The organism is Corynebacterium aurimucosum (assembly GCF_046895345.1).
Classification (GTDB): domain Bacteria; phylum Actinomycetota; class Actinomycetes; order Mycobacteriales; family Mycobacteriaceae; genus Corynebacterium; species Corynebacterium aurimucosum_G.
In genome coordinates this window covers 1,591,601-1,617,834 of the sequence record NZ_CP160096.1, presented here as the reverse complement: position 1 = coordinate 1,617,834, position 26,234 = coordinate 1,591,601, and the positions used below count along the sequence as shown (strand labels likewise).

The 26,234-nt window shown below is 60.8% G+C and carries 27 protein-coding genes; 12 read left to right on the top strand and 15 right to left on the bottom strand.

What is annotated here, in order from left to right; all coding sequences use genetic code 11:
• Nucleotides 1–146: 146 nt before the first annotated feature.
• From ABZS45_RS07750 to ABZS45_RS07720, 7 genes are all read right to left on the bottom strand, one after another.
• A complete protein-coding gene (locus ABZS45_RS07750; protein WP_412099333.1) occupies nt 147–419 on the bottom strand; it encodes a hypothetical protein in 273 nt (90 codons plus the stop codon).
• Nucleotides 420–580: 161 nt separating this feature from the next.
• Complete coding sequence (gene treS / locus ABZS45_RS07745; RefSeq protein ID WP_412099332.1) at nt 581–2,083, bottom strand: maltose alpha-D-glucosyltransferase; 1,503 nt, start codon at nt 2,081–2,083, stop codon at nt 581–583.
• Nucleotides 2,080–2,265 carry a hypothetical protein gene (locus ABZS45_RS07740; RefSeq protein ID WP_070528110.1) on the bottom strand — a complete coding sequence of 62 codons (186 nt, stop codon included), beginning with the start codon at nt 2,263–2,265 and terminating at the stop codon, nt 2,080–2,082. The genes treS and ABZS45_RS07740 overlap by 4 nt, the downstream gene beginning before the upstream one ends.
• On the bottom strand, nt 2,265–3,086 hold the full coding sequence (locus ABZS45_RS07735) for a carbohydrate ABC transporter permease (RefSeq protein ID WP_010189344.1): 822 nt from the start codon (nt 3,084–3,086) through the stop codon (nt 2,265–2,267). The genes ABZS45_RS07740 and ABZS45_RS07735 overlap by 1 nt, the downstream gene beginning before the upstream one ends.
• Nucleotides 3,083–4,060, bottom strand: a complete 978-nt coding sequence (locus ABZS45_RS07730) for a carbohydrate ABC transporter permease (protein ID WP_412099331.1) — start codon at nt 4,058–4,060, stop codon at nt 3,083–3,085. Before ABZS45_RS07730 ends, ABZS45_RS07735 begins: the two co-directional genes overlap by 4 nt.
• A gap of 173 nt (nt 4,061–4,233) precedes the next feature.
• Entirely contained in the window at nt 4,234–5,523 is a 1,290-nt protein-coding gene (locus tag ABZS45_RS07725) for an ABC transporter substrate-binding protein (protein WP_175974451.1), read from the bottom strand.
• Nucleotides 5,524–5,648: 125 nt separating this feature from the next.
• On the bottom strand, nt 5,649–6,638 hold the full coding sequence (locus tag ABZS45_RS07720; protein ID WP_412099330.1) for an ABC transporter ATP-binding protein: 990 nt from the start codon (nt 6,636–6,638) through the stop codon (nt 5,649–5,651).
• A 48-nt stretch (nt 6,639–6,686) separates the two neighbouring features.
• Here ABZS45_RS07720 and ABZS45_RS07715 point away from each other — a divergent pair, with 48 nt between their 5' ends.
• From ABZS45_RS07715 to ABZS45_RS07705, 3 genes are all read left to right on the top strand, one after another.
• Nucleotides 6,687–7,343 carry a hypothetical protein gene (locus ABZS45_RS07715; protein ID WP_412099329.1) on the top strand — a complete coding sequence of 219 codons (657 nt, stop codon included), beginning with the start codon at nt 6,687–6,689 and terminating at the stop codon, nt 7,341–7,343.
• A gap of 42 nt (nt 7,344–7,385) precedes the next feature.
• Nucleotides 7,386–8,306, top strand: coding sequence for a biotin--[acetyl-CoA-carboxylase] ligase (locus tag ABZS45_RS07710; protein WP_412099328.1), 921 nt, complete (start codon nt 7,386–7,388; stop codon nt 8,304–8,306).
• A gap of 295 nt (nt 8,307–8,601) precedes the next feature.
• Complete coding sequence (locus ABZS45_RS07705; protein WP_412099326.1) at nt 8,602–9,045, top strand: hypothetical protein; 444 nt, start codon at nt 8,602–8,604, stop codon at nt 9,043–9,045.
• On the opposite strand, the gene budA is transcribed toward ABZS45_RS07705, so the two are convergent.
• Nucleotides 9,042–9,761, bottom strand: a complete 720-nt coding sequence (gene budA / locus ABZS45_RS07700; RefSeq protein WP_412099325.1) for an acetolactate decarboxylase — start codon at nt 9,759–9,761, stop codon at nt 9,042–9,044. The two genes, ABZS45_RS07705 and budA, sit on opposite strands and share 4 nt — an antisense overlap.
• On the opposite strand from budA, the gene ABZS45_RS07695 reads away from it, so the two are divergent.
• Both ABZS45_RS07695 and purE read left to right on the top strand, forming a co-directional pair.
• The gene (locus ABZS45_RS07695; protein WP_412099324.1) at nt 9,747–11,009 is read left to right on the top strand and encodes a 5-(carboxyamino)imidazole ribonucleotide synthase; all 1,263 of its coding nucleotides are present in this window, start codon (nt 9,747–9,749) and stop codon (nt 11,007–11,009) included. The two genes, budA and ABZS45_RS07695, sit on opposite strands and share 15 nt — an antisense overlap.
• Nucleotides 11,010–11,070: 61 nt before the next feature.
• Nucleotides 11,071–11,571: a 5-(carboxyamino)imidazole ribonucleotide mutase gene (gene purE / locus ABZS45_RS07690; protein WP_412099323.1), complete on the top strand. Its 501-nt coding sequence runs from the start codon at nt 11,071–11,073 to the stop codon at nt 11,569–11,571.
• On the opposite strand, the gene ABZS45_RS07685 is transcribed toward purE, so the two are convergent.
• Nucleotides 11,572–12,465, bottom strand: a complete 894-nt coding sequence (locus ABZS45_RS07685; protein ID WP_412099322.1) for a ribokinase — start codon at nt 12,463–12,465, stop codon at nt 11,572–11,574.
• 31 nt (nt 12,466–12,496) lie between these two features.
• Here ABZS45_RS07685 and ABZS45_RS07680 point away from each other — a divergent pair, with 31 nt between their 5' ends.
• The gene (locus ABZS45_RS07680) at nt 12,497–12,967 is read left to right on the top strand and encodes a YdcF family protein (protein ID WP_412099321.1); all 471 of its coding nucleotides are present in this window, start codon (nt 12,497–12,499) and stop codon (nt 12,965–12,967) included.
• Here the strand turns inward: ABZS45_RS07680 and ABZS45_RS07675 are convergent.
• Nucleotides 12,948–13,421 carry a hypothetical protein gene (locus tag ABZS45_RS07675; RefSeq protein WP_412099320.1) on the bottom strand — a complete coding sequence of 158 codons (474 nt, stop codon included), beginning with the start codon at nt 13,419–13,421 and terminating at the stop codon, nt 12,948–12,950. The two genes, ABZS45_RS07680 and ABZS45_RS07675, sit on opposite strands and share 20 nt — an antisense overlap.
• 38 nt (nt 13,422–13,459) lie before the next feature.
• The gene (locus ABZS45_RS07670; RefSeq protein ID WP_412099319.1) at nt 13,460–14,500 is read right to left on the bottom strand and encodes an RNase H family protein; all 1,041 of its coding nucleotides are present in this window, start codon (nt 14,498–14,500) and stop codon (nt 13,460–13,462) included.
• A 93-nt stretch (nt 14,501–14,593) separates the two neighbouring features.
• On the opposite strand from ABZS45_RS07670, the gene ABZS45_RS07665 reads away from it, so the two are divergent.
• Both ABZS45_RS07665 and ABZS45_RS07660 read left to right on the top strand, forming a co-directional pair.
• Nucleotides 14,594–15,088, top strand: a complete 495-nt coding sequence (locus ABZS45_RS07665; RefSeq protein WP_010189329.1) for an RNA polymerase sigma factor — start codon at nt 14,594–14,596, stop codon at nt 15,086–15,088.
• Nucleotides 15,081–16,130, top strand: a complete 1,050-nt coding sequence (locus tag ABZS45_RS07660; protein WP_412099318.1) for a hypothetical protein — start codon at nt 15,081–15,083, stop codon at nt 16,128–16,130. Before ABZS45_RS07665 ends, ABZS45_RS07660 begins: the two co-directional genes overlap by 8 nt.
• Here ABZS45_RS07660 and ABZS45_RS07655 read toward each other — a convergent pair.
• Complete coding sequence (locus ABZS45_RS07655) at nt 16,127–16,684, bottom strand: TetR/AcrR family transcriptional regulator (RefSeq protein ID WP_010189326.1); 558 nt, start codon at nt 16,682–16,684, stop codon at nt 16,127–16,129. The genes ABZS45_RS07660 and ABZS45_RS07655 overlap by 4 nt on opposite strands.
• A gap of 215 nt (nt 16,685–16,899) precedes the next feature.
• On the opposite strand from ABZS45_RS07655, the gene ABZS45_RS07650 reads away from it, so the two are divergent.
• Both ABZS45_RS07650 and ABZS45_RS07645 read left to right on the top strand, forming a co-directional pair.
• Nucleotides 16,900–18,075, top strand: coding sequence for an acyl-CoA dehydrogenase family protein (locus tag ABZS45_RS07650; protein WP_412099317.1), 1,176 nt, complete (start codon nt 16,900–16,902; stop codon nt 18,073–18,075).
• 367 nt (nt 18,076–18,442) lie between these two features.
• Entirely contained in the window at nt 18,443–19,354 is a 912-nt protein-coding gene (locus ABZS45_RS07645; protein WP_412099316.1) for a DUF559 domain-containing protein, read from the top strand.
• 313 nt (nt 19,355–19,667) lie between these two features.
• Here the strand turns inward: ABZS45_RS07645 and ABZS45_RS07640 are convergent, their stop codons facing one another.
• Together ABZS45_RS07640 and ABZS45_RS07635 are read right to left on the bottom strand one after the other, a co-directional pair.
• Nucleotides 19,668–21,983 carry a 3-hydroxyacyl-CoA dehydrogenase/enoyl-CoA hydratase family protein gene (locus tag ABZS45_RS07640; protein WP_412099315.1) on the bottom strand — a complete coding sequence of 772 codons (2,316 nt, stop codon included), beginning with the start codon at nt 21,981–21,983 and terminating at the stop codon, nt 19,668–19,670.
• A complete protein-coding gene (locus ABZS45_RS07635; RefSeq protein WP_412099314.1) occupies nt 21,984–23,144 on the bottom strand; it encodes a thiolase family protein in 1,161 nt (386 codons plus the stop codon).
• A gap of 308 nt (nt 23,145–23,452) precedes the next feature.
• Between ABZS45_RS07635 and ABZS45_RS07630 the strand changes: the two genes are divergently transcribed.
• The gene (locus tag ABZS45_RS07630) at nt 23,453–24,616 is read left to right on the top strand and encodes an NRAMP family divalent metal transporter (RefSeq protein WP_412101156.1); all 1,164 of its coding nucleotides are present in this window, start codon (nt 23,453–23,455) and stop codon (nt 24,614–24,616) included.
• On the top strand, nt 24,607–25,386 hold the full coding sequence (locus ABZS45_RS07625; RefSeq protein WP_412099313.1) for a putative hydro-lyase: 780 nt from the start codon (nt 24,607–24,609) through the stop codon (nt 25,384–25,386). Before ABZS45_RS07630 ends, ABZS45_RS07625 begins: the two co-directional genes overlap by 10 nt.
• A 242-nt stretch (nt 25,387–25,628) precedes the next feature.
• On the opposite strand, the gene ABZS45_RS07620 is transcribed toward ABZS45_RS07625, so the two are convergent.
• Entirely contained in the window at nt 25,629–26,228 is a 600-nt protein-coding gene (locus tag ABZS45_RS07620) for a GntR family transcriptional regulator (RefSeq protein WP_412099312.1), read from the bottom strand.
• Between the last annotated feature and the right edge of the window lie 6 nt (nt 26,229–26,234).

Below are 26,234 nucleotides of genomic sequence, written 5' to 3'. Positions count from 1 at the left end.
CGAGAGCAATGAAGCTGAAGTCCCTTTCGTTAAAGGGGATTCCGCTTCAGGTTCTTGCCTCTTGCGAGTAACAGGCCTGATAGCCGATATGTGAAACTATAGCCCCTCTTGTGACAGGGCACAAGAGGGGCTAGTTGTGACGTGGATTAAGCAGCTTTATCTGGAGTTTCGGCTAGCCAGCCGAGGTTGTAAAGGAAAAGTTCAACCTCTGTGAGATCCTCTTCGCTGGGAAAGGAGTTGGTCAGCGCCGCGTAGGACTCTTCGATGTCGGTGCGGGTGGCTGGGACGAGGCCGTGCTTGTGCAGATCTTCGGCGATCTGCGATTCCAGCGGGGCTGAGTGCACCGTGTCAAGGTTGATTCCGGTGGCGCTCTTGAATTCGTTAGTGATGGCGGAAAGGAATCCGGTCAGGGTATTCATTTGGCTCACCTCTCTATTTCTTGTCGTAATGATGCGGCCGTCCGCATCATGGGGTTAAACCAACTATATAGGTAAAGTTCTCCAAAAGCTAGCTTTCGTTCACGATGAGTTAACTTTTAGTTAACCTAGCGCGGAATGTGATGCGCGGAGCGCGGCGCTTTTTAGGTCTCGATGGGCAGCCAAGCGTAGCCATACGGCCCAAGTTCCACAGGGCCTAGATCGACGGTCTGATCCGTGAAGTTGTGTAAGCACAACAACTCACCACGCTGGAACCCCAGGATGCCTGCATGGCCGGTTTCTACGGCCTCGAAAGGCGCGGTGCCGAGTTCCGGATGCGCCTTACGCTGCTGAATTAGACCGCGGAGGCGGTGGAGGAGCGAGGAGTCGTCGGCAAGCTGCTCCTCGACTGAAATCCCCACTCCGCCGACGATGGGCCGTCGCGTCTGGGCGGAAGTGCTGAATCCTGCGCCCTCGCCGGGCTCCCATTGCATGGGCGTGCGCACGGCATCGCGGTCGGGTAGCTCGGGGGCATCGTTCATGCCAATCTCATCGCCGTAATACAGGAAGGGCGCGCCCGGAAGCGTCATGAGTAGTGAATAAAAAAGCTCAATTTTGCGGTAGTCATTGCCCAATAGCGGCGCGAGACGCCGCGCAATGCCCACGTGCGCGCGCATCTGATCATCCGGCAGGTAGTGCTCGTACATGATCGCGCGCTGGTCCTCGTCGACCATCTCCAGGGTCAGCTCGTCGTGGTTGCGCAGGAAAGTGCCCCACTGGCAGCCCTGAGGAAGTTCTGGAAGTTCGGCCATGATGTCGTAGATCGGCGTGGCGTCCCCCAGCGCAAGGGCTTGGTAGAGCCGCGGCATCACCGGGAAGTTGAACACCATGTGGAAGCGATTGCCCGTGCCGTAAAACTCCATGGTTTCTTCGGGCGGCTGGTTGGCTTCCGCGATCATAATGGCCTCGGGGTAATTCTCGTCGATGAAGGCGCGGACGTTCTCCACAAACTCGACCGTCTCTGGCAGAGACTCGCCGCCCAGCCCATCGCGCTCATAGAGGTAAGCAATGGCGTCGAGACGGAAGCCGTCCACGCCCTTATCCAGCCAGAAGGAAAGAATCTTGAAGACTTCCTCGTGGACCTTCGGGTTGTCGTAGTTCAGATCCGGCTGGTGTGAGTAGAAGCGGTGGAAATAGTACTGCTTGCGCTCCGGGTCCCATGCCCAATTTGAGGTCTCCGTATCGGTGAAGATGATGCGGATCTCGGGGTAGCGCAAGGGATCATCGCCCCACACGTAATAGTCGCCGTAAGGGCCTTCCGGATCGGTGCGGGAGGCCTGGAACCACGGATGATCAGTTGAGGTGTGGTTGAAAGCCAAGTCCGTCATAAGCCGCATGCCGCGGGCGTGGAGCTCCGCGACGAGCTCGTCGAAATCTTCCATCGTCCCGTAGTTGGGGTGGATGGAGTAGTAGTCGGCGATGTCATAGCCGTCATCGCGCAGCGGGGAGGCATAGAAGGGGGAGAGCCACAGACAGTCCACTCCGAGCCACTTGAGGTAATCCAGCTTCTCAATAACTCCACGCAGCGTGCCAACGCCTTCGCCGTGGGTGTCCTTGTACGAGCCCACGAGGGCCTGGTAGAAAATGGCGTTATCGTGCCAGGTCATCGGAGATCCTTCCGTTTAGCCCGCCACAGCAGATACTCCGCCAGGCACAGCGCGCCCGCAAGGAGCCCCGGCCAGATGGCGGGGGAGGGGTGAAAAAGATTGAGGACTGCTTGCACCAGCGCCAGGAAGGCAAAGAAGCCAACGAATCCCAGCGCGGTGTCCCATAGCAGTTCACGGCGCATTAAGCCTTGACACCTCCGGCGGTGAGGCCGGCGACGATGCGGTGCTGGAAGATGAGCACCATGATGATGAGCGGAACCGTTACCAGCGCGCCCGCGGCCATGGTGGCGGCATAGGGGTACTCGAAGGCCGAGGGGCCCGAGAAACGTGCGATAGCCACGGTCACCGGCTCAGTAGCAGTGGTGGATAGCTGCTTGGCCAGCATGAATTCGTTCCACGTTGTGATGAAGGCGATGATGGCGGTGGTAAACAGCGCGGGCGCGGCTAGGGGCAGGAGCACGAGGCGGAAAGCCTGACCGCGGGAAGCGCCGTCCACGCGGGCAGCTTCCTCCAGCTCCCAGGGCAGCTGACGGAAGAAGCTCAGTAGCGTGTAGACAGTCAGCGGAAGCGCGAAGGAGATGTTCGGAATGATCATCGCGCGGTAGGTGCCGATCCATTCGAGGTTGCCAAAGAGCTGGAAGAGCGGGGTTACCAAAGCGATGGCCGGGAACATCGAGGCGGCCAGGATGATGCCGGTGACAATACCTTTGCCTGGGAAGTCATAGCGCGCCAGTGCATAGGCGGTGAACACACCGATGAGGACCGCCACAGCGGTCGTGACCAGAGAGATGATCAAGGAATTGCCCAAGGCATTGAGAAAGTCATTGCCCTTGTCTGTTGCCAGTGCATCCCGGAAGTTGTCCAAGGTCACGTGCGTGGGCCACGGGGTGGTATCGAAGGTATGGGACTTATGCCGCAAGGCGGTGACAACCATCCAGTAGAAGGGCGCGAGCCCCCAGAACATAATGAAGAGGATGCCAAGGTAGTGGCCAAGCTTTTTCATGACTTCTTCTCCTTCTTCTGGCGAGCAGTACCGGAGATATCAGCGCCGAGGAAGCGGACGAGGATGAACGCGACGGTGAAGATAAGCAGGAAGATGAGTGTGGACAGTGCGGAGGCCGAGTTGAAGTGGCCCTGGCGCATGTCTTCCACCACCAGCTGGGAAATGGTGGCCGTCGGCGCATTGGAGGAGGCCGAGATCATGATGACCGGCAGGTCGTACATGCGCAGCGCGTCCAGCGTGCGGAAGAGGATGGCCACCATGAGTGCTGGCCGCACCAGTGGCAGGGTGATGGTGAAAAAGGTTTGGATACGCGAGGCGCCGTCCACGCGTGCTGCGTCATAGACATCGCGCGGAGTCATCTGCAGGCCTGCCAGGATGAGCAGTGCCATGAACGGGGCGGTCTTCCACACATCAGCGATAATCACCGCGAGGCGGGCATAGAACGGGTCCGTGGTCCATGCGATGCGCGAGCCGATGAGCGCGTTAACGATGCCATCCGGCGCGAACATGAACTGCCACAGCTTCGCCGTCACAGCGGTGGGAATGGCCCAGGGAACCAGCACCGCCGCGCGCACGAGGCCGCGGCCGCGGTATTCACCGTTCATCACCAGCGCCATGAACATGCCCAAAATCGTTTCCAGGGTTACCGTGACCACGGTGAAGAAGAGCGTGATCTTGAGCGCCGGCCAGAAATCAGTGGCGATGACGCCGTCCGGGCATGCGGTGGCCTGACCGGTGGCAGACATGCAGCGATTGGTAATCCAGTACAGGTAGTTCTCGAGGCCCGCGAATGCGCCTTCCTCGAATACACCCGTGGTCGGGTTAAGCCGCTTGTTGCCTTGGAAGGACAACATCACAGCGCGCACGATGGGATAGCCGATGACCACGGCCAGCGCTATCAGCGCCGGTGCGATGAGCGCAGCGACGCGCAGATACTGTCTGCGGGGCTGCGCGGTAGGCGGTGCTCCAGCCATGCGGTGCCTGCCTTTCTGATTTATAGGGGAGGGGTTATCGGGGGTTGGGGAAAATCATAGCGGGTGGCTTAGACATCCTCTGCGCACGAGCGCCCAGATCAAAGCCAGATCAAAGAAGGAGGCGCGGGCAAGTCACGTGGACTTACTCGCGCCCCCATTTCACGCTGGGAAGATTAACCCTGGGAGGCTGCCTCGATGGCTGCCTTCATGTCCTTCGTAGCGTCGTCGACGGACTTGTCAGCGGTGAGCGCTGCGTAGGCGTTATCCTGCACAGCCTTGGAGATGGCGGTGTAGAACGGGGAGACCGGACGCGGTGCGGCGTTCTCCAGGGATTCCTTCAGAGCCGGAAGGTACGGGAACTCCTCGACGAGGGATTCATCGTCGTAGATGGAGGCCAGTACCGGCGGGAAGGAAGCCTCAGCGAAGGACTTCTGGTTCTCCTCGTTGATGATGAACTTCATGAAGTCCAGGGCCGTAGCCTTGTGCTCGGAGTTGATGTTGATGCCGTTGTTGTAGCCACCGAGGGTGGAGACACCGACTCCGTCCTTGCCCACCAGCGGCTGGACTTCAAACTTCACGCCAGCCTCTTCGGCATTGGTGTACATGTACGGCCAGTTGATGGCAAAAGCGGTCTTGCCCTCAGTGAAAGCGAGGTTGGTCTCCTCCTCCGTAGTGGCGGTGGAGTCCTTGGAGATGGTGCCGTCTTCGTAGGCGTCGACAAGCGCCTGCAGGCCTTCCTTGGCCTCGTCGGAGTCAACAGCGACGTTGCCCTCATCATCCAAGATGGAGCCGCCCCAACCCTCGATGAAGCCGGCGGTGTTAACGGTGAGGCCCTCGTACTGCTTGAGCTGAGTGGTCAGGCAAGAAGCATCATCCTTAATAGCCTCGCAGGCAGAAGCGATGTCCTCGAACTTCTCCGGAGCCTTGTCTGCCAACTCGGTGTTGCGGAAGAGCAGCTGGCCGTTAGTGTTCTGCGGCAGCGCGTAGAGGGTGTCGTTGTAGGTGGCGGATTCTACGGTGGGCTCCAGCAGCCCGGAGGTGTCCACCTCCAGGTCACCGGTCAGCGGTGCCAGCCACTGGTTGGCGGCGAAGTCCGCGGTCCAGACCACGTCCAGCGCCATGACATCGTAGTCGGAGTTGCCCGCCTGCAGGGACTGCACGAGGGTCTCGCGCTGAGCGTCGGCCTCGCCGGCGAGCTCCTTGAGCTCGACCTTCTCATCTGGGTGCTCGGCGTTCCATGCCTCGATGATGGGCGTGATCTTGTCGGTATCGTTCTTGCCCATGGCGAAGGTGATGGGGCCGCGGCCGTCACCATCAGTCGAGGAGGCATCGGAGCCAGTGCTTGACGACGATCCCTCGTCGCTCGAGGAGCAACCCGCCAAGGTCAGTGCGAGTGCAGCGGTGGTGACGACAACGCCGCGGCGGACAGAACGCAGCGAGCTGGGGAGGAAGGGCTTCTTCATTGAATATTCACCTTTCGGAAAACTTCTGATGACTACAAAATAGGGGATCATCCCCACACTGCACGTGGTTTTGGCTTTTAATTCACTTCAAACGGGGGTGAAATCACCCCTGTCCGTGGTGTTTCTTAAGCCTCGATACGCTGGCCGGTCTCCGGATCGAAGCGGTGCGCCTCGCGGGGGTTAAAGGTCAGCACGACGTTCTCACCACGCTGCGGAACGTCGTCGCTTGCGCGGGCCACGAAGCGCTGCTCGCCCACCATGACGTAGACGAAGGACTCAGAGCCCAGCTCTTCCACGAACTCCACAGTGCCCTGGAAACCTATCGGGCCCTTGTTAATAAACATCTTCTCCGGACGCACACCGACGCGTCCGCCGTTGTAGTCGAAGATGTTCATCGCGGGGGAGCCAATGAAGCCGGCGACGAATTCGTTAGCGGGGGCGTCGTAAAGCTCGCGTGGTGGCGCGACCTGCTGTAGTACTCCGTCCTTGAGCACGGCCACGCGGTCCCCCATGGTCATAGCCTCCACTTGGTCGTGCGTGACATAGACCGTGGTGGTACCCAGGCGCTGCTGGAGGCTGGCAAGCTCCGCGCGGGTTTGTACACGCAGTTTGGCGTCGAGGTTGGACAGGGGCTCATCCATGAGGAAGGCCTTCGGCTCGCGCACGATGGCGCGGCCCATGGCCACGCGCTGGCGCTGACCACCGGAGAGGTCTTTGGGCTTGCGCTGCAGGTACTCTGTCAGCCCAAGGGTCTTCGCGGCTTCTTCTACTTTCGCTTTGATCTCAGCCTTGGGCATCTTGGCCAGCTTGAGGGCGAATCCCATGTTCTGGGCCACGGTGAGGTGCGGGTAGAGCGCGTAGTTCTGGAAGACCATGGCGATATCGCGATCGCCTGGCTCAAGGCCCGTGACGTCTTTGCCGTCAATAAGGATGCGGCCGCTGGAGACCGGCTCCAGCCCCGCGAGGGCGCGCAGGGTGGTGGACTTACCGCAGCCGGACGGGCCAACGAGGACTAGAAACTCGCCGTCCGCAATCTCGAGATTGAGGTCTTTGACCGTGGGGTTCTCGGCACGGGGATAGGTGATGCCGACGTTCTCAAAAGTGACCTTTGCCATGGATTCACACTAGCACCTGGCGGTGCGTGCATTAGGCTGGAATTTGTTATGAAGAAGTTCGCTCCTCTCCTCGTGCTGCTCTTGGTCGGTTGCTCCAGTACGGAATCCGCGGAGTCCTTTGCGCCACTGACAACCGTTTCTACTGGGACTGCTGATGCGTCTTCAGCGCCTTCGGAGACTACGACGGAGTCATTGACCTCCACTACCGAATCCTCTTCAGAAGAGCCTTCCCCGACGATGCCCTCGAAGGAGTCAGCGACATCGCCGACGACTTCGGCTGCAGAGACGCAGCGCGATACCGTGTTCCGCGCTATTTTTGCCGATACCGTCGACGCATCTGAAGTCCGCTCGCAGTTGGTGGATAATGGCCACGTGAATCGCTCCACCATGCGTGCCAGCATGAAGCGGATGGGCCTGGATGTCTCGGATTCAGAATTGCAAGAGTACGGCGAGTGGGTTTGTGAATGGGTTACCCCAGCAACTCGCTATGTGCTGGTGACTGAAGGAAAGCCGGATAACCTTGGGGCACAAGATCGCGCTGATTACGACAAGTTGATTGGGGATACCGTTTCTTTCTTGGCGGATACGCGGCAGATCACCATCACACCTGAACAGGTCACCCATGCGTTGCCGCAGGCGGTACTGACTACCTGCCTGGATGAAGCCACCGCCCGCACAATTCTGGCCAATCCGGATTACTTTTAGTTACTTCTAGAAGGCTACGGCCCGGCGGGTAACCTGGGGTGCATGACTGCACTTGATATGGACCGAATCCGCGAGGCGCTAGACGGCGACTTCGCTGTCGTCGAATACACCGAGTCCACTGGCTCCACCAACACTGATCTCATGCAGGCCGACAAGGTGGCTGATGGCACCGTATTGCTGGCCAATGAGCAGGTTGCCGGTAAAGGCCGCTTGGGCCGCCAGTGGGTGAGCCCGGCGGGATCGCAGCTCATCTTCTCCGTTCTGATCCTCCCCGATTCGCTGGAGCACTTGGGCACCCTGCCCCTGGCGGCCGGCTTGGCCGTGACCGATTCGGTGGAGGGGGCGGTGCTCAAGTGGCCGAATGACGTGCACATCGATGGCAAGAAGCTGTGCGGCATCCTCGCGGAAGCCGGTCCGGTGGGGGAGGCCTTCAAATCGGCCCCGAAGACTGAAGTCTCGAAGGCAGAGGTCAACAAAGCGGAAATCAACAAAGCCGAGGTCAACAAAGCCGAGATCAACAAGGCTGAAGTTAATAAGGCCGAGATCAACAAAGCGGAAATCAACAAGGCTGAGGTCGCGCCTAAGACCCAAGCCGCTAACCCGCCTTCAGCACGCGTCGTCGTGGGCATGGGTATCAACGTCACCCTGACCCGGGAGGAACTGCCCATCGAGGCCGCGACGTCGCTTGCGCTCGAAGGACTTGATACCGACCGCACTGAGCTGGCCATCACCGTTCTGAAAAACCTGTGCCGCCGCATTACCCAGTGGGAGAAGCAGGATCCGCAGCTCATGGCTGATTACCGCAAGGTCTGCTCTTCGATTGGCCAGGAGGTTCGGCTCGAAGCTCCGACCGGCGACGTCATCGGCACCGTCGAGGGCGTGGCAGATGACGGACGCATTAACGTCGGCGGCGAGTACTACTCCGCGGGCGATGTCATCCACCTGCGCCCGGCTGATAACTAAGTCGGCGTGCGACTTTTCTACGGCTCCTCCTAGCGGGCATGACTAGGGCACTCATCCAGGACACTCAGCTACGGTGCTTTCCACACGGCATCTATCAAATGGCATTAGTCAAAAGGCGTCTTTGCCCCTGAAACGCCATCTACAGACCCGCAAAAGGTGTCTTTGGCCCCAAAGGCACCTTTTGACTAATGCCTTCTGTGAGATGCCATTTGCGGTCCGTTGCCAAAATAACCCAGAGCCAGCCGTGGGCAGGGGAGGAATGGGGTGAACGTGGACGGGAGGTACCATGAGCCTCATGAACCTCATGCAGATGGGCCGCGGCGAAGTTGTTCGCGCGGACATGACCGCTCCCTTTCGGACGCTGCTCTTTCCTTTTCTAGAGCTCGTCGTGATTACCGGGGTGTGCTGGATTGCCATCGGCTGGTGTGACTATAACGGCATTGACTTGGCGCTTCGCAATGGTTTAGTAGCTCTATGGTCCCTACTTGCTGCCTGGCGCTTCGCCCTTCCCTTGGTGAAAGCCCGCCGTAAGCGCTTCATCGTGACCAACCTGCGCGTCATCGCTCGCGAAGGCAAACGCGTTGATTCGATCCCGCTCACCGATATCCGCGGTGCGCGCCGCCGTCGCGGCGGGATTTCGCTGGCACTCCACGGATATGAAAAGCCGATGTATTTTCCATCCATCCCCAAAGCCAAACGCGTCGAGGACATCCTCAACGAGCAACCGGTCTGGGGTTAGTCCTTAATCTCCGTCGTGTGCAGCTGCTGGTCCAAGTCATCAGGGGCCAGGTTGGCGGAGCGGAACTCGTGGGTCAGCGGTAAGCGCAGATCGAGGTCCGTGCCGGGGCACAGTTCAATCGTGGCCTCATCCACCGTGTAGTCCAGCACGTGACCGCCGGAGGTGCGCGCAGCGTCGATGAAGTGCACGTGGCACCCGGGTACCGAAATTCCCTTCTCAAAGACTGGCGTGCGGAAACCTCCGATGGTGCCTTCAACGTCGCTAAAGCGCAGCTCCTTATCGCCGCCCACTGCCTGCGCCATCGGCGGATAAGGTTTGCTCTGCTTGACCACCGTGCGGGTAACCACGTTGCTGAAGCGTCCGGTGATGCGCACCGCGTACATGTAGTTGGCGGAGGGCTCGACCTCATCGATGAAGGCTGAAAGCTCCTCGCGCTTCAATCCTTTGGGCGCGGCCACCTTAATACGGGGGACAAAATTCGTGGCCACCGCGAAGGGGGTTCCCTGGTTCAAGTCCGCCACCGTCGCGGTGCCATCGCCGCGCAGCTGGTAGCACACGCCGTCGAGGATAATCATCTCCCCGTCCAGCGCATCGAACGTGCCGATGCCGAAATTGCCTTTGCCCAAGAGCTCGCCGATGGTCATTTCGCCGTCGTAAATACCATCCAACAGGGCGGTCATGAGGGAGTTCTGAAAGATGGTATGCCGGACGATCATGGCCCCAAGGCTAGTATTGAAAGAGTGAGTGAACAACACAAACCCCTCGTTACTGTTTATGGAGACGGCCAGCTTGCACGCATGATGCAGCCGGCCGCCGCTGAGCTCGACATCCACCTGCGCGTGCTGGCTTCCGCGCCGGACAAGTCGGCCGCACAGGTGATTCCGGATGTGGTGCTCGGTGACTACCACGATCTCGACGTGCTCACCGCCGCCGCGGAAGGAGCGGATGCAATTACCTTTGAGCATGAGCACGTCCCGACGGAGCACGTCGAGCGTCTTATCGCCGACGGCCTCAACGTCCAGCCCCAGCCTTCCGCTCTCCTCTACGCGCAGGACAAGCACTTCATGCGCCAGAAGCTGGCGGAGCTGGGCGCCCCAGTGCCACGCTTTGCATCCATCGAATCGGTGGAGGATGCCCGGGAGTTTGCCGCGCTTGTCGACGGTCACGTGTGCCTCAAAGCCCGCCGCGGCGGCTACGACGGCCATGGCGTGTGGTTCCCGTCAGCGGAGGAGCTGGAGCCGCTGGTAGAAGAGCTTCTCGCAGCAGGCACCCCGCTTATGGCTGAGGAAAAAGTGGCTCTTACTCGCGAGCTGTCCGTGCTCGTCGCCCGCCGTCCCTCCGGCGAGGTCAAAGCCTGGCCGGTCACCGAGTCCGTGCAGCGAGATGGCATCTGTGCCGAGGCTTTTGCCCCAGCGCCGAACGTTTCGCCGGAGTTAGCGGAACGCGCCATGCAGGTGGGCATCAAGGTAGCCACTGAGCTTGGTGTGACAGGCGTGCTGGCGGTGGAGCTCTTCGCCTTTGCCACGAAGCAAGACGCAGGCTGCATCATCGCGTCTGCTTCAGGAGCCCCGGGAGCGGTCGTGGAAGAGGACATCGCCGTCAACGAGCTGGCTATGCGCCCGCACAACACCGGCCACTGGACCCAGGATGGTTGCGTGACCTCTCAGTTTGAACAGCACCTGCGCGCCGTGTTGGACCTGCCGCTGGGCTCCACCGCGGCGCTTGCTCCGGTTACCGTTATGGCTAACGTGCTGGGAGCCGAGGAGGATCCGCAGATGCCCATGCCGCAGCGCGTCCGTGAAGTTATGGAGCGCTACCCGCAGGCGAAGATCCACCTCTACGGCAAGGACCACCAGCCGGGGCGCAAGATCGGCCACGTCAACGTCGTTGGTGAGGACGTGGAGGAAACCCGCCGCATTGCCCACGATGCCGCCCACTTCCTCGTCCACGCGCTTTGGGCTTAAACCCACCGCGCACTCTTCAGACCACAGCGAGCTTAAACGCTAGTAAAGAAGGAGATTTTTCATGGAACCACTCGTCGGACTGATCATGGGATCCGATTCCGATTGGCCCACCGTCAAGCCCGCAGCCGAGGTGCTCGCCGAGTTCGGCGTGCCCTTTGAGGTGGGCGTCGTCAGTGCGCACCGCACCCCAGAAAAGATGCTGGCTTATGCCAAGTCTGCTCATGAGCGCGGGCTCAAAGCCATCATCGCCTGTGCTGGTGGTGCGGCCCACCTGCCGGGCATGGTCGCCGCGGCCACGCCGCTGCCGGTCATCGGCATTCCGCGCGCGTTGAAGGATCTCGATGGTCTCGATTCACTGCTGTCCATCGTGCAGATGCCGGGTGGAGTTCCGGTAGCCACCGTGTCCATCGGTGGTGCGAAGAATGCGGGCCTGCTTGCTGTGCGCATCCTCTCCGCGGGCGACTCAGCACTGGTTGAGAAGATGGCGGCCTACCAAGTGAACATGGCCGCCGAAGTAGAAAAGAAGGATGAGAACCTGCGTTCCCAGCTCCTCGGTGAGTAACTAGGCGGGCAACTCACTTGTCAGATCCGGGTAGGAGGCCTGCGCGCCGGGGCCCGTGACGGTAAAGGCCCCGACCCGCGCGGCGAAGCGTGCGGCATCCACCAGCGAATCACCCTCCAGCAAGCGGGCACACAGCGCGCCGGCAAAGGCATCGCCTGCGCCCGTCGTATCGACCGCGGTGACCTGCGGGGAGGGAACTTCCACAAGGTCAGCCCCCTCGGCCACAAGCGCCCCGCGTGCGCCTAGCGTGAGGACCACTGAGGCAAAGCCGGCTTCGCGCAACCGTTGTGCCAGCTCCTCTGGGGTGCCCTCGCCACTAAGGCCCAGCTGCTCCAAGATGAGCCCGGCCTCGTGTTCATTGGCCAGTAGCGGATCGGCGCGCAGGAGTGCGTCTTTATCCACTTCGATCACCGGTGCGAGATTCACCACTACTCGCCCCGTGGCCAGCTCGATTGCCTTGGCAAAACCTTCCGCAGGTATCTCGCCTTGGAGCAGGATGAGCTCTGATTCCGTGAGAGGGGAGGAGTGCGTGGTGACGAATGAATCGCTGACAAGCGCATTAGCGCCCGGCACCACGATGATGGTGTTTTCGCCCTGCTCATCCACGGTGATGACGGCCAGCCCTGTCACCTCTTCGCTGGCCTCGACGTGCGTGAGGTCCACGCCGCTGGCTTGCAAGTAGCGCATCGCGGGCGCGGCATAAGCATCGCTGCCGACCGCACCGACGAAGCTCACCTGCGCACCCAGCCGGGCAGCCGCGACCGCCTGGTTCGCTCCTTTGCCGCCTGCGGTGATGGTGCCGCCGCTACCTAAGAGGGTTTCGCCCGGCTGGGGATGCCGCGCGGCGTGGACAACGAGGTCAGCATTGATGGAACCGACTACGCACATGCTCATGCTGACCAGTATGCACGCTAAGCTAGCGGGCATGCAGTTTCCGCTTCTGGTGTTGGGCGCGCGCGTCGAGGGCGGTGAGCCCGGATCACTGCTGTGCAGCCGGTTGGACCGCGCGGTGGTGATGGCTCGCCTGTTGCCGGAGGAGCCGATCATCGTGTCCGGCTACGGGGAAGCAGAGCCGATGGCACGCTACCTCATCGAACGCGGTATTCACCCAGAGCGGATTCTCCTCGAACCATTCGCTACTAGCACCAACGAGAATCTTGAGCGCGCCCATGCGCTGTGCCCGGAATACACCTATTTCCGCGTTGTGACCAATGACTTCCACGTGCTGCGCACCTGCATGTGGGCCTGGCACCTAGGGATTCGCGTTCACATGCACGGCGTGCGGACCCCGCGGAAAGACCGATGGTGGAACTATCTGCGCGAGGTGGTGGCGACTCCGCATTCGCTGCTGCGCATCGTGTGGCGGCGGGTGGTGGCTAGGCGCCGAAGAACATGAGCACGATGGCAATCATCCAAATGACAAACCAGTGGCGCTTTTGCGGAGTGGTTGGGTTGGCCTTCTGCTGCAGCGACTTGAGAAAGTACCACGCGCCAGGCAAGGCGAAGCCGATGCCCATGGCTACATCGCCATCAGTAATTCCGGTGAAGCCTACGAGGACCGAGAACAGACTGAGCAGCCCCTTGAAAAGGGAGAAGCTGTGGATCGTGCCGCCCGTTGAGGACTGCTCAACGGAATAGTCCGGCAGGGGCGCCGGTGTGTAGGCGCGCTCAGGCTCAGCGAAAGGTTCAGCAAAAGGCTCCGCGGCCGGATCCGCGAAACGCTCTGCAGAAGGATTCGCAGAAGGCGCCGCGTAGGATTCGCGCGCGGGCTCCTCGAAGGGATTAGCCCCGTGGCCGTTGATTGGCTTGGCCGGCTCCTCGAAGGGGTTGGAGTCAAAGGGATTGCTCATGCGATTCACACTAGGCCACTAGTACACCGAACCCCGAATTAGAGCTTGGCCAGCGTCTTCCGGATGCCTTCTTTCAGCGTTGCCCGCGATTGCTTCATCGGATGCGCAATCGCGCGCAGGCCCATATATGCAATTTGGTCCGCCGCTCGGTTCAGCGGATCACCAGCATGCCCCATCACGCGGCGAATGGTCACCGCGCAGACTCCCTCCACGTCATTCCACGCTTGCTGGAAGCGCGAGCGCGAACCTGAAGACAGCCCACGCCACACGCCGCGGGAGCGCATCGCCTTCGAGCCCTTCTGTCGAATCTGCTCTACCGCCTCCAATGCGGCAACGGAGTCTGACTCGATGATCGCCGTGGTTGCGCCGACTTTGAGAAGGTACTTCAACGCCAGAGTGAGGGATTCGAGCTCAAGCTCATCGGTGCTGGCCGTCGTCTTGCGCGTGCGCAACCGGTAGTCACCGTTGCTGGCCACGAAGCACATTGAGCCCTTAAACACCGTGTCCGAGGAGGCATCCGTAGCGATGCGTACGGTGGCGCCTTCGGGCCACGAGGAGGCCGTCGAGAAGTTCGGCCACCAGTGCGCCTTCGGCGTTTCTACCTTTACTGCCTGCTTCTTGCGTGGGGCCTCGCCTTCTTTCTTCGCGCGGCGGGCGGTGATTCCAGCCTGCTTGCGGCGCACGGAGCTAGCGCTTTTCGACGCCCTATTCTCCTCCGCAAAACTCCCCGTCACGGTATAGCCGCGCTTTTCCAGCGCCGCCCGTAGCGCCGCTTGCCGGCGTCCAGTCACGATCCATTTGCGCCCCCGGATATTCTTCGTGGCCTTCTCGAATTCGCGGACGGCCACCTCAACGATGTCGCCCTTCTTAATCTGGCCCTTGCGCACGAAGCGCGTTTTCTTGGTGTTAACGGCGATGACCCAGCCGTCGATTGTGCCATTCTCGGCGGAATCCCAGCGCTCATCCCACAGTGCAATAGCCACGTGCACGGGTGCTGAGATCATGTCCTTGGTGATCTTGCGCGTGCCGTAGGTGCGCGACTGCGTGCCCGTCAGGGCAGAGAGCTCAAGTGGTTCCATCCCCTTTAGTAAACCATTTAACCGCTTGCCTGTAACGCTGGGGCATCTGATGCAACATACTCAGTGAGCCCACAAACAATATGGAGTTATTTAGTGTCTGTCCTTACCTTGCCTGGTTCGCGCAAGCGGGAGTTTTCCCGCCTGTTTCGCGAGCACTACCCGGCAGTGCTGGCCTACCTGCGCCGCCGCGTCCCACCGAGTCACGCCGAAGAGTTGGCGGCCGACGTTTTCGAGCGAGCCTGGGCCGGCTTCGACTCCTTGCGCGGCACGCCGTTGCCGTGGCTTTATGGCATCGCCCGCAACGTGATGCGCGAGTTCTACCGTACCCGCCGGGAGACGGAGAACCTCGACGATCATGAGCTGGAATCCTACGCCGGCTATGACGCTGTCGATGCCAACCTCGATATCACTCGCGCGCTGATGCAGCTGCCGCACGCCGAGCGCGAGATCCTCACCCTCCACGCTTGGGAGGGGCTCGACCATCCCGATATCGCCGAGGTTCTCGGCATTTCCCGCAATAACGTGCGCGTTCGCCTGCACCGCGCACGCACCCATCTTTCCGAACTTACAGGAGAAACCGATGCCTAACTCTCTCGATATGCTCCGCGCCGCCAATCCGGTTCCTGACACAGCGCTTGACGACGCCTCCCTCATCCGATCCGAAGACACCCTCGCGAAGATTACGAAGGGCCGCCCCACGTGGACCATAGCTGCAGCGTCCGTTGCGGTGCTCGCTCTCATCGGCGGAGCCTTCCCGCTGCTTAATAACTCGGAACCCGTGGCTTCGGCGGCAGAAGTTCTGACCCAGGCGGGCGAAGCCGCCGCTACTCAGCCTGATGCGGTGGATAAAGGCGTGACCGCGAAGGACTACATGAAGCGCGTCGACACCCTCGGCGATGCCACCGCGATCACCGAATATGCGGTGGATGCTGGCGGTGCCGTGGAGGTTTCCTCGCAGGGCGAGGTGCCAGGCTTTGATCCGCAGCCTTCCATCAGCCCGGAGGACCTGGTTATCGCTTCCGACCGTGCCGGTTTGGAGAAGTTGGCGGACTCCTTCCCCAATCGCGCACTGGGCGCGCTGGAGCTGCTGCTCCAGCCGGGCTTGAGTAGCGCGCAGCAAAAGATTGCCTATGACATGTTGGCGGAAGCGGATGGCAATGAGGTCGGCACCGTTGAAGGGGAGGGCGAAGACCAGCTGGTTACCGTGATTCGCGATGCCGACCAGGTCAGCTTCTCCGTCCTGCCCGCCACTGGTCAGCTGGTACGCGTAGTAGGCCTGGTGGGACCAGACGTAGAAACCACCATCGATGCCACCGCGATCTTGGACTGCGTATCCGTCACGGGCCTGGAGGGTCCCGACCGCATCTCGCTGGCCTGCGCGGACAATAACTACCTAGTTAATGAACTGGACTGGCAGCGCTGGGGAGCCGATTCCGCGGAGGCGGACGGCGTGGCCATCGAGAATGACTGCGACCCCAACTGCGCGGAAGGAAAGTTTAACGAGGAGAAGGTAAAGGTGGTCGTCGACAAGCGCGTGGCCTGCGGCTACCATGCCGAGGTCTACTCTCGCGTGCGCGTGCAGTACCCAGATGGGCGTGAGGAAGAGCAGCAGATTGGCTGCGCGCCCTAGGTAAGTTGGCGCAGGGCGAACTGGCCGTACATGTCACCCAAAGCCTCGGCGGTGTAATCACCGTCGGGGCTGAACCATTGGGCCACGCCGATGCCCATATCGATGAGCGCCCAGCAGGCGATTTTGAGGTTTTCGGCGTGGAAATCGCCCTCGTTGACCACGGCCATCCAGCGCGCGACATAGTCACGGCGCAGTTGCAGGACGACGGACTTGTGAGGCTCTTCGAGGTTGGTGAGCTCGTTGTTGACCACGCGGACGCGGCGAGCGTGGGTGGCGTGGTAGATGACGTGGGCTTTCATGGTGGCGACGAGCTTGTCGCGGGGATCGCTCAGCCCGGCGAGGCAGGCGGCGTTGGCGCGCAGCAGGTCCTCCATGGCGGTGATGGTGACCTCGGCGAGGAGTTCTTGCTTGGAGGAGAAGTGGTTATACAGGCTGGAGGCGCGCATGCCGACGGCTTTGGCGATGTCCTCCATGCCGGTGGCATGGTAGCCGCGCTGGTCAAAGAGGTCGAGTGCGGCGGCGGCGATCTGGTCGCGGCGTCTTTGGTTGGCCATGGCGGGCGTCCTCCTCAATGAGCTAATGGCGGTTAGTATACCTGCGGGGGCAGGGTGAAGGTTGGCTGGGGGAGATACTGGCCCTGGAGTCTGGTTATCGTTCCGAATCCCGGCTGTGCCGCGCGTTGTGATGAGACACTTGACAGCCTGGGGAGAGTCAGGTCACAATTAACGCTAATCGCCATTCGTATTGCCTGTTAGTTGGAGAATTGACCATGTCCCACAACCTCTTCGAGTCCACCACTGATTTCCTGGGTGTCTTTGACAGCCTTTCTGAGGCCGATGCTGCGGGGTGGAAGCGCGCGGCGCAGTTCCGCGACTACTCCGACCCGGTGATTAACCGGCACTGGCAGGCCGCGGAGTATCCGCTGGACTTGGTTCAGCGTCTGGGGGAGCTGGACGTGATGACCGATGGGCTTTCGGTGGAAGGCCATGAACAGATGTCCACGCTTGGCGCTGGCTTGACGCTCATGGAAGTCACGCGTGCCGATGCTTCGATGGGCACGGTGATTGCGGTGCAGGCGGGGCTGGCCATGCGCTCAATTTCGATGCTTGGTTCTCCGGAACAGCAGGCTTCGTACTTGCCGCAGATGGCTTCTTGCTCTTTGTTGGGTGCCTTCGGCCTTACCGAGCCCGCTCATGGTTCGGACTCCATCGCTTTGGAAACCACCGCGGTGCGCGACGGCGATGAGTGGGTTCTCAACGGCGAAAAGAAGTGGATCGGCAACGGCGCTTCCGGCGGCATCACGATCATCTATGCGCGCATGGAGGATGGCAACGTGGGTGGCTTCATCGTGCCGCAGGAGACGGAGGGCTACTCGGCGACTGTCATTGAGGGAAAGCTTTCCCTGCGCGCCATCCACCAGGCGCACATCACCTTGACTGATTGCCGCATTCCCGCCGCCAACCAGCTTCCGGGCTGTCGGAGCTTCAAGGATGTGTCGCGTGTTCTGACTGCGACTCGCATTGGTGTGTCTTGGATGGCGTTGGGCTCGGCGGTGGCCTGCTATGAGATTGCCCGCTCTTATGTGCTGGAGCGAGTGCAATTTGGTCGGGAGTTGGCGAAGGCGCAGATTATTCAGCAGCGTTTGGCCAACATGGTCCTCGACCTTAGCCAGATGATGCTCACTTGCCGTGAGGTCTCCCAGCGCGAGGATGCTGGCACGTTGGCACCGGAGCAGGCTTCGGCGGCGAAGCTCCATAACACGCGTGCTGCTCGCCGCATCGCCGCCGACGCCCGTGACATGCTCGGTGGTGTCGGCATTTTGCTGGAAAATGACATTGCTCGCCATTTCGCGGACATCGAGGCCATGCACACCTACGAGGGCACGGATACCGTGCAGTCCCTCATCATGGGTAAGAAGATTACGGGCTTCTCGGCCTACAAGTAGCGATTCGAAGTGGCCCTATTTCACTGTGCGGGTGCCCATCTTTTCCCATCATCGTGGTCATTCTAGGTTCGAGTCCTAGTGGGGAGGCCTCTGTTGGAACCGCCGTGAGCGGTCGAAGATGGTTCTGCTCAGAAGGCATTAGTGAGAAGGTTTGTTTGGGGGGCAAACGAACCTTCTTTGTGCTGTTAGAAGGTTTACTTGGGTGCAAACGATCCTTTTGACTAGAGACTTCTGAGTGAAGCCGTGTGAGTGGAACCTTGTGGATTACTTTGTTGAAGGATCAGCCAATGAGACGGATGAGTCGAAGTTATCCACAGGCGGGGAATCGACCGTAGCTTTGAGGGCTGGAAGCCATGATGATGGAGGCATGATTGACGATTCACACCTCATTTACCTCCGGCCCCTTTCAAACAACCACCCCGTGTGGAAACAGCTTGCTTCAGGTGAACTTATTCGCCTCACCTCGCGTTACGCTATAAACAGCGAGTACTATTCAACTCTTCCTTACTACCAACGCCATCTCTTTGACATCGTTGCCTTCGGCCGTAGCGCTCATCGTTCAGTTCTCGTGGAAAGATCTGCGGCCAAACTGTTGGGCTTGTGGACGCTGTCGTCTCGGGACGCACAGGTTGTTCTAGCACGGCAATCCAAAACAGTCCCGCCACGACGGCAATGGGATAGCAAGGTGATGTACCGAAAAATGTGGTTGCCAGCCTCAGACATTATGGAGCGCTTCGGGCTTCGGTGCACGTCGGTTGCGCGCACCTGCATCGACGTCGCGCGGCTTGCGACGTTTGAGGAAGGGCTGATGGCTGTTGACTCCGCTTTGCGCAAACGACTCGTTAGCGTTGACGAATTACGGTCAATGATCACGGCAATGGGCCGTGTAAAAGGTGCTGCTCAGGCTAGGAGAGCGGTTGCGCATGCCACCGCCCTCGCTGAATCTCCCTATGAGTCCTATGCGCGCGGCATGTTGATTGTGGAAGGTCTGGGAAAGAAACTCGTGGTTCAGCCAGAGCTTCAGGGTGGGTATCGGCCGGACTTGCTTATCAACGGCAAAGTCATCATGGAAATAGACGGTGCTGTGAAGTACGACGGAGCGACCTACGGAAAGGCTACCGAAGCGGTGATACGGGCTGAGCGGCAAAGAGAAAAATACCTTCAGAATCTCGGATACATCGTGCTGCGTTACTCACCACGGGATCTTCTCCAGAACCGAGAACAGGTTCTTAACGAGGTGCGCGGTGCGTTAAACACCGTGCAACCTCGTTCAGCCTAACGAGCTTTCTTGTCAGCACGAGGGCGCTGCCAGATGGTTTCATTCAGAAGGCATTAGTGAGAAGGTTTGTTTGGGGGCAAACGAACCGTTTGTAAACGCCTAGATGGTTTACTTGGGGGCAAGTAAACCATGTGACTAATGCCTTTTGAGTGGAACCATGTGCAAGGCTAAAAGTTGTAAAGAGAATACCGAGCTCAAACTTGCAAATGACCAGCGTAAACTTGCCTGTCAATTGCCGGTCCAGGTCGCAACGAACAAGGAGAAACCCCGCTCCGGAAAAGGGAGCGGGGTTGGGAAGCGGAAGCGGCCGAGGCTAGTTGTTGAGGGGCTTGCGGGTCGCGGCCATGTGCTTGGCGCGCTCCACGTTTGCTGGGAGGAGGACTAGCGGCACGTCGAACTCCACTTCGCGCTCGCAGAACTCGGTGAAGCTCAGCGAAGCCGGAGCGGAGCTGGAGGAAGCCGGAGCGGAGCTGGAGGAAGCCGGGGTGGAGCTGGAGGAAGCCGGGGTGGAGCTGGAGGAAGCCGGGGTGGAGCTGGAGTCAGGAGCAGCGGCGGATGAGGAGGACGCGGGAGCGGTGTACATCTCGGCGAGCTTGGCCGCGATGACGTGGTCATTGTCGGTGGTGCCCTCAATAGGCCAGTCGCGGTCCAAGGCGGGGGAGCCGGAGTACATCTCAATCTGCTCATCGGCAGGCGGGGTGTAGGAGGCAGCCAGGTCCGCGGCCTCGAGCAGGGCGCGGGCCAAGACGTGGTCGAAGGACATGAGCACCACGTCGTCCGCAGAGAGGAAGCCAGCCTTCTGGGCTTCAAAAGCGGAGGAGAAGTTGCGCGCTGAGGCGATGAAGTCGAAGGCTTTCTGGTAGTAGTCCTCAATACCGGCGGCCGCCAGGCGCTCCAGCGAGGAGATAGTGCCCGTCCAACCGGGGTAGAGGCCCACGGTGCGTTCCGGGAAGCCCAGGCGCGTATCGGCGTGAGCCACGATGCGGTCGCAGGCCAAAGCGGTTTCGAAGCCACCACCCAAGGCAACGCCACGCACAGCCGCCACTACCGGTACCGGAGCAAACTTGAGCGCACGCAAGGTCTTCGAGCCATCCGCAATCAATGATTCGACGCGCGAAGCTGAACCCGATTCACCTGCGGCCGCGATGGAGGCAAGATCCGCACCCGCGCTGAAGACCGGTTTGTCGTTTGCAATCACCAGCGCCACAAGATTCTCCGAGATCGCAGCTCCCAGACCGGCGCGGATGACCTCGAGGGCCGGAGTCGGCAGCGAATTCATCGGCGTATGCAGGTCGATGATGCCGATACGGCCAGCAGACGTGGATACCGCGTGGACAGCGCCCGCATCCAGAGAAACGATGGTCTCCGTATCCAAGGAAGCCAAGGTCACGACGCCCTCGCGAGGCGCGAGCTCCTGGCGTGAACCTGTTGAGGAGAGCACCGAGTCCTTGCCGTAGAAACCGCCCGCCGAAGCCGCGGCGGAGACCAAGGCCGGAACGTTGGAGCCGTAGGCGGAGGCGACCCAGTCGATGCCGATGGCGTCGGCAAGCGCGAAAATGCCCTTCTTCCAGCCGAAGCCCAAGGTCAGGCCCTCGTCGATGAGGCCCACGTGCTCAGCAATCTCAGGTGCAACCTCGCAGCAGTAGGCCAGCGTGTCGAGGAAGACGGCGCGGGCGAAGCGGCCGCCGGGGGAGTCGGTCTCCATGACCTCACGCGGATCCTTGAGGCCCACGACAGGATCGGAGGGCTGAGAGCGGGGTACGTACTCGTAAGAGGAGTTGATGACCTCGTTTCGGCCCCGGTAGAAGCCACCCTCACCGGTGCGGCCGGACAGCCCCCGAGAAACGAGGCCCTCGATGAACGCGTCATCGCCGAGGGGTACGTCCAAAAGCGGATCGCCTGCCGGCAGGGCCGTCTCCAGGGACTTCCAGATCGGCTTGACCAGCTGCAATCCGATGTAATCGAGCAGCCCGAAAATACCGGTGCGCGGGATGCCGAAGGCGCGGCCGAAGGCAGCGTCGGCAAGCTCGTAGTTTATGTCGAACTCGCGGGCGCGGGCGACGCCGGCGGCCATCCAGTAGCAACCCACGCGGTTCGCAATAAAACCGGGCGTATCGCGGCACTCGAGAGCAATCTTGCCCAGGGTTTGCTCGATGGTCGTGCGCAGCGTGTCCTCGGTCTCTCCAGAAGCGATGAGCTCCACCAGCCGCATGACCTTCGGTGGATTGAAGAAGTGCGTGATGGCGAACTTGTCGCGGCGGGATTCCGCAACACCTTCGAGAAGCGAAGCCAGCGGCAGGGTCGAGGTGTTGGAGCTCAACAGAGCATCCGCGGACAGGTGCGGTTCGATGGCCTTATAGAGGGAGTGCTTTGCGTCGAGGTCCTCGAAGATGGCTTCGATGACCCATTCGCGGTCCTCCAACAGCGCGTAATCATCGCTGGCGGTCACGCGCTGTGCAAACTCCGGCAGGTGGAAACCTTTGCGCTTGAGCTGGATATCGACGCCGCGCTGGGCGCCCTCCGCGTCCTGGTCCAGCAGCACGACGTCCATGCCCGCGGATGCACAGAGTGCTGCGATGCCGGAACCCATGGAACCGGCGCCGATAACGGCTACCTTGGTGATGCTCATTTATTTCGCTCCGTTCTCAATAATCATGGCGATTCCCTGACCGCCGCCGATGCACATGGTGACCAGGCCGTAGCGCTTGCCTTGGCGGCGCAGCGCATAAGCCAGCTTGGTCAGCAGGATGACGCCCGTGGCGCCGACCGGGTGGCCGTGCGCGACGGCACCGCCGTAGATATTCGTCTTCGCCGGGTCGAAGCCCAGCTGGTCTTGCACGGCGATGGCCTGGGCTGCGAAGGCCTCGTTGGACTCGATGAGGTCGATATCCTCTAGGCTCAAACCGGCCTTTTTCAGCGCCTTCGGGACTGCAGCGATGGGGCCGATACCCATGCGCGTCGGGTCCACACCCGCGATGGACCAGGACACAATCTTCGCCAGCGGGTCTAGGCCGCGCTTGGTTACTTCCTCCGCGGTGGCCAGCACGGCGGCTGCCGCACCATCGTTGATGCCGGAGGCGTTACCGGCGGTGACGGTTCCATCTTTAACGAAGACCGGCTTGAGCTTCGCCAGCTTCTCGACGCTCGTCTCCCGCACCCCCTCATCAAAGTCAAGCTCGCCGACGGGGACGATTTCTTCCGCGTGCACGCCCTCCGCGCGGGCCTTGGCGGCGCGCTCCTGGGACTCTGCGGCGAACTCGTCCTGGCGCTCGCGGGAGATGTTGTTATCCGCAGCGACGTTTTCTGCGGTGACACCCATGTGGCCGGTGCCGAAGGGGCACGATAGTGCGCCGGTGAGCCAGTCGTACAGCTTGCCGTCGCCCATGCGCTTGCCAAAGCGCGCTCCTTCGACGGAGTAGGGGGCGTTGCTCATTGATTCCACACCGACGGCAAGGGCTAAGGAGCCGTCGCCAGACTGCAGTAGCTGTGCCGCGCTGATGACTGCCTGCACACCGGAGCCGCAGAGGCGGTTGACACCCATGGCGGTGGAGGAGTCCGGCATACCGACGTTCTTGGCAATGGTCCGCGAAAGGTAGAGGTCCTTCGGCACGACGGGCATGACGTTGGAGGCGACGGCGGTGTCTAGATCTTCACCTTTTAGGCCCGAACGGTCAATCGCCGCGTCGGCCGCGAGAGAGCCAAGTTCGATCAGTGAAAATTTAGAAAGGCTTCCACCAAATTTGCCGATGGGCAAGCGTGCTGCACCCGCAATGTAGATGTCCTGCGTCATGGTTCCTCCGTGGAGAATACGAATGATAATTAGTTAAATTAGTATCCTAGGTCACTTTTTGGAGGGGCGCAATGGTGTCGTCTTGCGGGGGTGTGTGGGGGCATTCAGTTTTGATGGGGTGTAACGTGCGCCACCCCCGCGCTGTTTACAGATTGTTCAACAACCCCTATGCTTTCACCAACGTTTAATGCGACCTTCGTCACGAAAGATGCCCAACAATGAGTTCGGACCCCACCAAATCCTCCGCTTCCCAAGAAGCCGCCCAGAACGCGCCGCAAGAAGCCCAGGCCCCTAAGGGCATCGGCGCCATGGCCGGCGCCATGTTCCTCATGGCCACCTCCGCCATCGGCCCCGGCTTTTTGACCCAAACCTCCGTCTTCACCGTGCAGATGGGCGCGGCCTTCGCCTTCGCCATTGCGCTGTCGATCATCGTCGACATCGCCATCCAGCTCAACGTGTGGCGCGTGCTCGCTATCTCCGGCATGCGTGCCAACGAGCTGGGTAATACTGTTCTGCCTGGCCTCGGATGGTTCCTCGCCATTCTCGTCTTCATCGGCGGGATGGTCTTTAACATCGGCAACATCGCTGGCTCGGGCTTGGGTCTTAACGCCCTGCTGGGCATCGATGCCCGCATCGGCGGCCTCATTGCTTCCGCCATCGCCATCTTCATCTTCTTGTCGAAGCGAGCCGGCGTCGCGCTCGACCGCATCGTTGCGGCGCTGGGCGCCATCATGATTCTGCTCATGCTCTACGTGGCGATTGTCTCTCAGCCGCCGGTGGGTGAGGCGTTGAAGAACACCGTCATGCCAGAAAGCGTTGACTTCTTCGTCATCACCACCCTCATTGGTGGCACCGTGGGCGGCTACATCACCTTCGCCGGTGCGCACCGCCTCATTGACTCCGGACTGTCCGGCCCGGAAAACGTCAATGCGATTACCAAGACCTCTGTCCTCGGCATCATCGTCACCGGCATCATGCGTGTGCTGCTTTTCCTCGCGGTCCTGGGCGTCGTCGCCACGGGCGTTGCCCTCTCTGAGGACAACACGGCCGCCGATGCCTTCCGCCAAGCCGCCGGTGAGTTCGGTCTCCGCGCCTTCGGCGTCGTCCTTTTCGCGGCCGGCCTGTCCTCCGTCATCGGCGCGTCCTACACCTCCATCACCTTTGTGACCACCCAGAAGGTCAGCTCGCGGACCCGCAACTTCCTTACTGTCGGCTTCATTGTGGTCTGCGCAATTCTCTTTGGCATTCTTAATTCCGCACCGCAGAAACTCCTCATCTTCGCGGGCGCCTTCAATGGCATCATCCTGCCCATCGCTTTCGCCATGGTCATGTGGGTGGCGTTCAAGCGCCACGACCTCACTCACGGCGTCAAGCAACCGAAGTGGCTGCTCATCGCTGGTGTCCTGGCGCTGCTGTTGGAAATCTTCATCGGCGTTAAGTCCATCTCGGGAATCGTTAACCTATGGGCATGATGCAGACTCCCGCAGAAGTGCGCGCCTTCGCCCGCGCCCACGACATGACCACCACCGCCGGCCATGCCCGCGGCTTCATGCAGGCCAACCTCATCGCTTTGCCGCAGGAGTACGCCTTTGACTTCCTGCTCTTCGCGCAGCGCAACCCCAAGCCGTGCCCCATCGTTGGCGTGCTGGAGGCTGGGCAGTTCACCTCCGACCTCATTCGGGACGGCGATATCCGCACCGACATCCCCGCCTACAACATCTACGAGGACGGCCAGCTCACGCAGACGCTTGGCGACGCTTCCCCCTTCTACTCCGACGACATCGTCTCCTTCCTCATTGGTTGTTCCTTCACCTTTGAGAACGCGCTTGTGGAAAACGGCATTTCCATCGCCCACATCGATCAGGGCCGCAACGTGCCGATGTACCGCACTTCAACTCCCTGCGCGCCGGCTGGAGTCTTCTCTGGGCCGATGGTGGTCTCCATGCGTCCCATTCCCGCGAGCCAGGTGTCCGATGCCGTCCGCATCACCTCCCGCTATCCGGGAGTCCATGGCGCCCCAGTTCACGTGGGCGACCCGGCTGCCATCGGCATCGAAGACCTATCGCAGCCCGATTTCGGCGAAGCCGTCGACATTCCTGAGGGCGCAATCCCGGTCTTCTGGGCGTGCGGCGTGACCCCGCAGGCCATCGTGATGAACTCGCGGCCCAGCCTGGCCATCACGCACGCCCCAGGTAAGATGCTCGTCACCGACATCCCGGACCGCGATTTCCTCATTCCCTGAGCCCCGGTTCGGTGGCGTTTTCCTCAAGCTCTCATGACGCCGATACGTGGTTTCACTCATATGGTTCTGGTCAGAGGGTTTGTTTGGGGGCAAACAAACCCTCTGTGAATGCGTACATGGTTCACTTGGGGGTAAACGAACCTTTTGACCCGAACCGTCTCACTAGAACCATGTGGGCCGAGCAGTTTCGCGCGGGTGGAACCGGCTAACAGGAGCGCAGACGCAGCTAGAGGACTCGGAAACTAAAGGACCCGGAGGATCGATTCCATCGCGCGCATCAAGTCCGCGCGGCAGGCATCGGCGGCGGCATCACGCTCGCCTTGCTTGATGAGGTGGGCCAAGTCGATGTTGGCCTGCACGTGGTTATCGTGAATCTGCGGGTAGCGCTCCAGCGTCAACAAAAAGGTCAAGCGCATTCGCGCCAGCAGGTGCGACATGGAGCGGTCCAGCGTCGGCGAGCCCAAGCCGGCGACCAGCTGTTTGTGGAAGCGCTGGTTGATGAGGGGGCGGGGAGCGTCGTTAAGCACGGCGGATTCAGTCAGCCGCACCAGCTCGCCCGGGTCTTCGAAGGTGGCATAGCGCGCCGCGGCCGGTTCGATGGCGGCGCGCGCCAGATAAAGATCGCGCACGAAATCGGCATCCGGGGTGGCAATGAACACGCCCCTGTGCGGGATGCGCTCCACGATTCGCTCGGAAGCGAGCATAGCGAAAGACTCCCGCAACGTGTTGCGGGAGCACTCGAAGCGCTCGGCCGCGCGGACCTCACTGAGCTGCTGTCCGGGCATGTACTCGCCCTCGGAGATGGCGGCGCGGAGCGCGGAGGCGACGGAATCTGCAAGCATGCGACT

Bases quoted from the DNA above. Each gene is read 5' to 3' on its own strand.
- ABZS45_RS07655 (WP_010189326.1), bottom strand. From the start codon at position 16,684: ATGGCCAACCAAAGACGCCGCGACCAGATCGCCGCCGCCGCACTCGAC.
- ABZS45_RS07740 (WP_070528110.1), bottom strand. From the start codon at position 2,265: ATGCGCCGTGAACTGCTATGGGACACCGCGCTGGGATTCGTTGGCTTC.
- ABZS45_RS07735 (WP_010189344.1), bottom strand. From the start codon at position 3,086: ATGAAAAAGCTTGGCCACTACCTTGGCATCCTCTTCATTATGTTCTGG.
- ABZS45_RS07625 (WP_412099313.1), top strand. From the start codon at position 24,607: ATGGGCATGATGCAGACTCCCGCAGAAGTGCGCGCCTTCGCCCGCGCC.
- ABZS45_RS07720 (WP_412099330.1), bottom strand. From the start codon at position 6,638: ATGGCAAAGGTCACTTTTGAGAACGTCGGCATCACCTATCCCCGTGCC.
- ABZS45_RS07640 (WP_412099315.1), bottom strand. From the start codon at position 21,983: ATGAGCATCACCAAGGTAGCCGTTATCGGCGCCGGTTCCATGGGTTCC.
- ABZS45_RS07730 (WP_412099331.1), bottom strand. From the start codon at position 4,060: ATGGCTGGAGCACCGCCTACCGCGCAGCCCCGCAGACAGTATCTGCGC.
- ABZS45_RS07725 (WP_175974451.1), bottom strand. From the start codon at position 5,523: ATGAAGAAGCCCTTCCTCCCCAGCTCGCTGCGTTCTGTCCGCCGCGGC.
- ABZS45_RS07710 (WP_412099328.1), top strand. From the start codon at position 7,386: ATGACTGCACTTGATATGGACCGAATCCGCGAGGCGCTAGACGGCGAC.
- treS (WP_412099332.1), bottom strand. From the start codon at position 2,083: ATGACCTGGCACGATAACGCCATTTTCTACCAGGCCCTCGTGGGCTCG.
- ABZS45_RS07635 (WP_412099314.1), bottom strand. From the start codon at position 23,144: ATGACGCAGGACATCTACATTGCGGGTGCAGCACGCTTGCCCATCGGC.
- ABZS45_RS07670 (WP_412099319.1), bottom strand. From the start codon at position 14,500: ATGGAACCACTTGAGCTCTCTGCCCTGACGGGCACGCAGTCGCGCACC.
- ABZS45_RS07630 (WP_412101156.1), top strand. From the start codon at position 23,453: ATGGCCGGCGCCATGTTCCTCATGGCCACCTCCGCCATCGGCCCCGGC.
- ABZS45_RS07750 (WP_412099333.1), bottom strand. From the start codon at position 419: ATGAATACCCTGACCGGATTCCTTTCCGCCATCACTAACGAATTCAAG.
- budA (WP_412099325.1), bottom strand. From the start codon at position 9,761: ATGATCGTCCGGCATACCATCTTTCAGAACTCCCTCATGACCGCCCTG.
- ABZS45_RS07620 (WP_412099312.1), bottom strand. From the start codon at position 26,228: ATGCTTGCAGATTCCGTCGCCTCCGCGCTCCGCGCCGCCATCTCCGAG.
- ABZS45_RS07680 (WP_412099321.1), top strand. From the start codon at position 12,497: ATGCAGTTTCCGCTTCTGGTGTTGGGCGCGCGCGTCGAGGGCGGTGAG.
- ABZS45_RS07660 (WP_412099318.1), top strand. From the start codon at position 15,081: ATGCCTAACTCTCTCGATATGCTCCGCGCCGCCAATCCGGTTCCTGAC.
- ABZS45_RS07715 (WP_412099329.1), top strand. From the start codon at position 6,687: ATGAAGAAGTTCGCTCCTCTCCTCGTGCTGCTCTTGGTCGGTTGCTCC.
- ABZS45_RS07675 (WP_412099320.1), bottom strand. From the start codon at position 13,421: ATGAGCAATCCCTTTGACTCCAACCCCTTCGAGGAGCCGGCCAAGCCA.
- ABZS45_RS07695 (WP_412099324.1), top strand. From the start codon at position 9,747: ATGCCGGACGATCATGGCCCCAAGGCTAGTATTGAAAGAGTGAGTGAA.
- ABZS45_RS07645 (WP_412099316.1), top strand. From the start codon at position 18,443: ATGATTGACGATTCACACCTCATTTACCTCCGGCCCCTTTCAAACAAC.
- ABZS45_RS07685 (WP_412099322.1), bottom strand. From the start codon at position 12,465: ATGAGCATGTGCGTAGTCGGTTCCATCAATGCTGACCTCGTTGTCCAC.
- ABZS45_RS07650 (WP_412099317.1), top strand. From the start codon at position 16,900: ATGTCCCACAACCTCTTCGAGTCCACCACTGATTTCCTGGGTGTCTTT.
- purE (WP_412099323.1), top strand. From the start codon at position 11,071: ATGGAACCACTCGTCGGACTGATCATGGGATCCGATTCCGATTGGCCC.
- ABZS45_RS07705 (WP_412099326.1), top strand. From the start codon at position 8,602: ATGAACCTCATGCAGATGGGCCGCGGCGAAGTTGTTCGCGCGGACATG.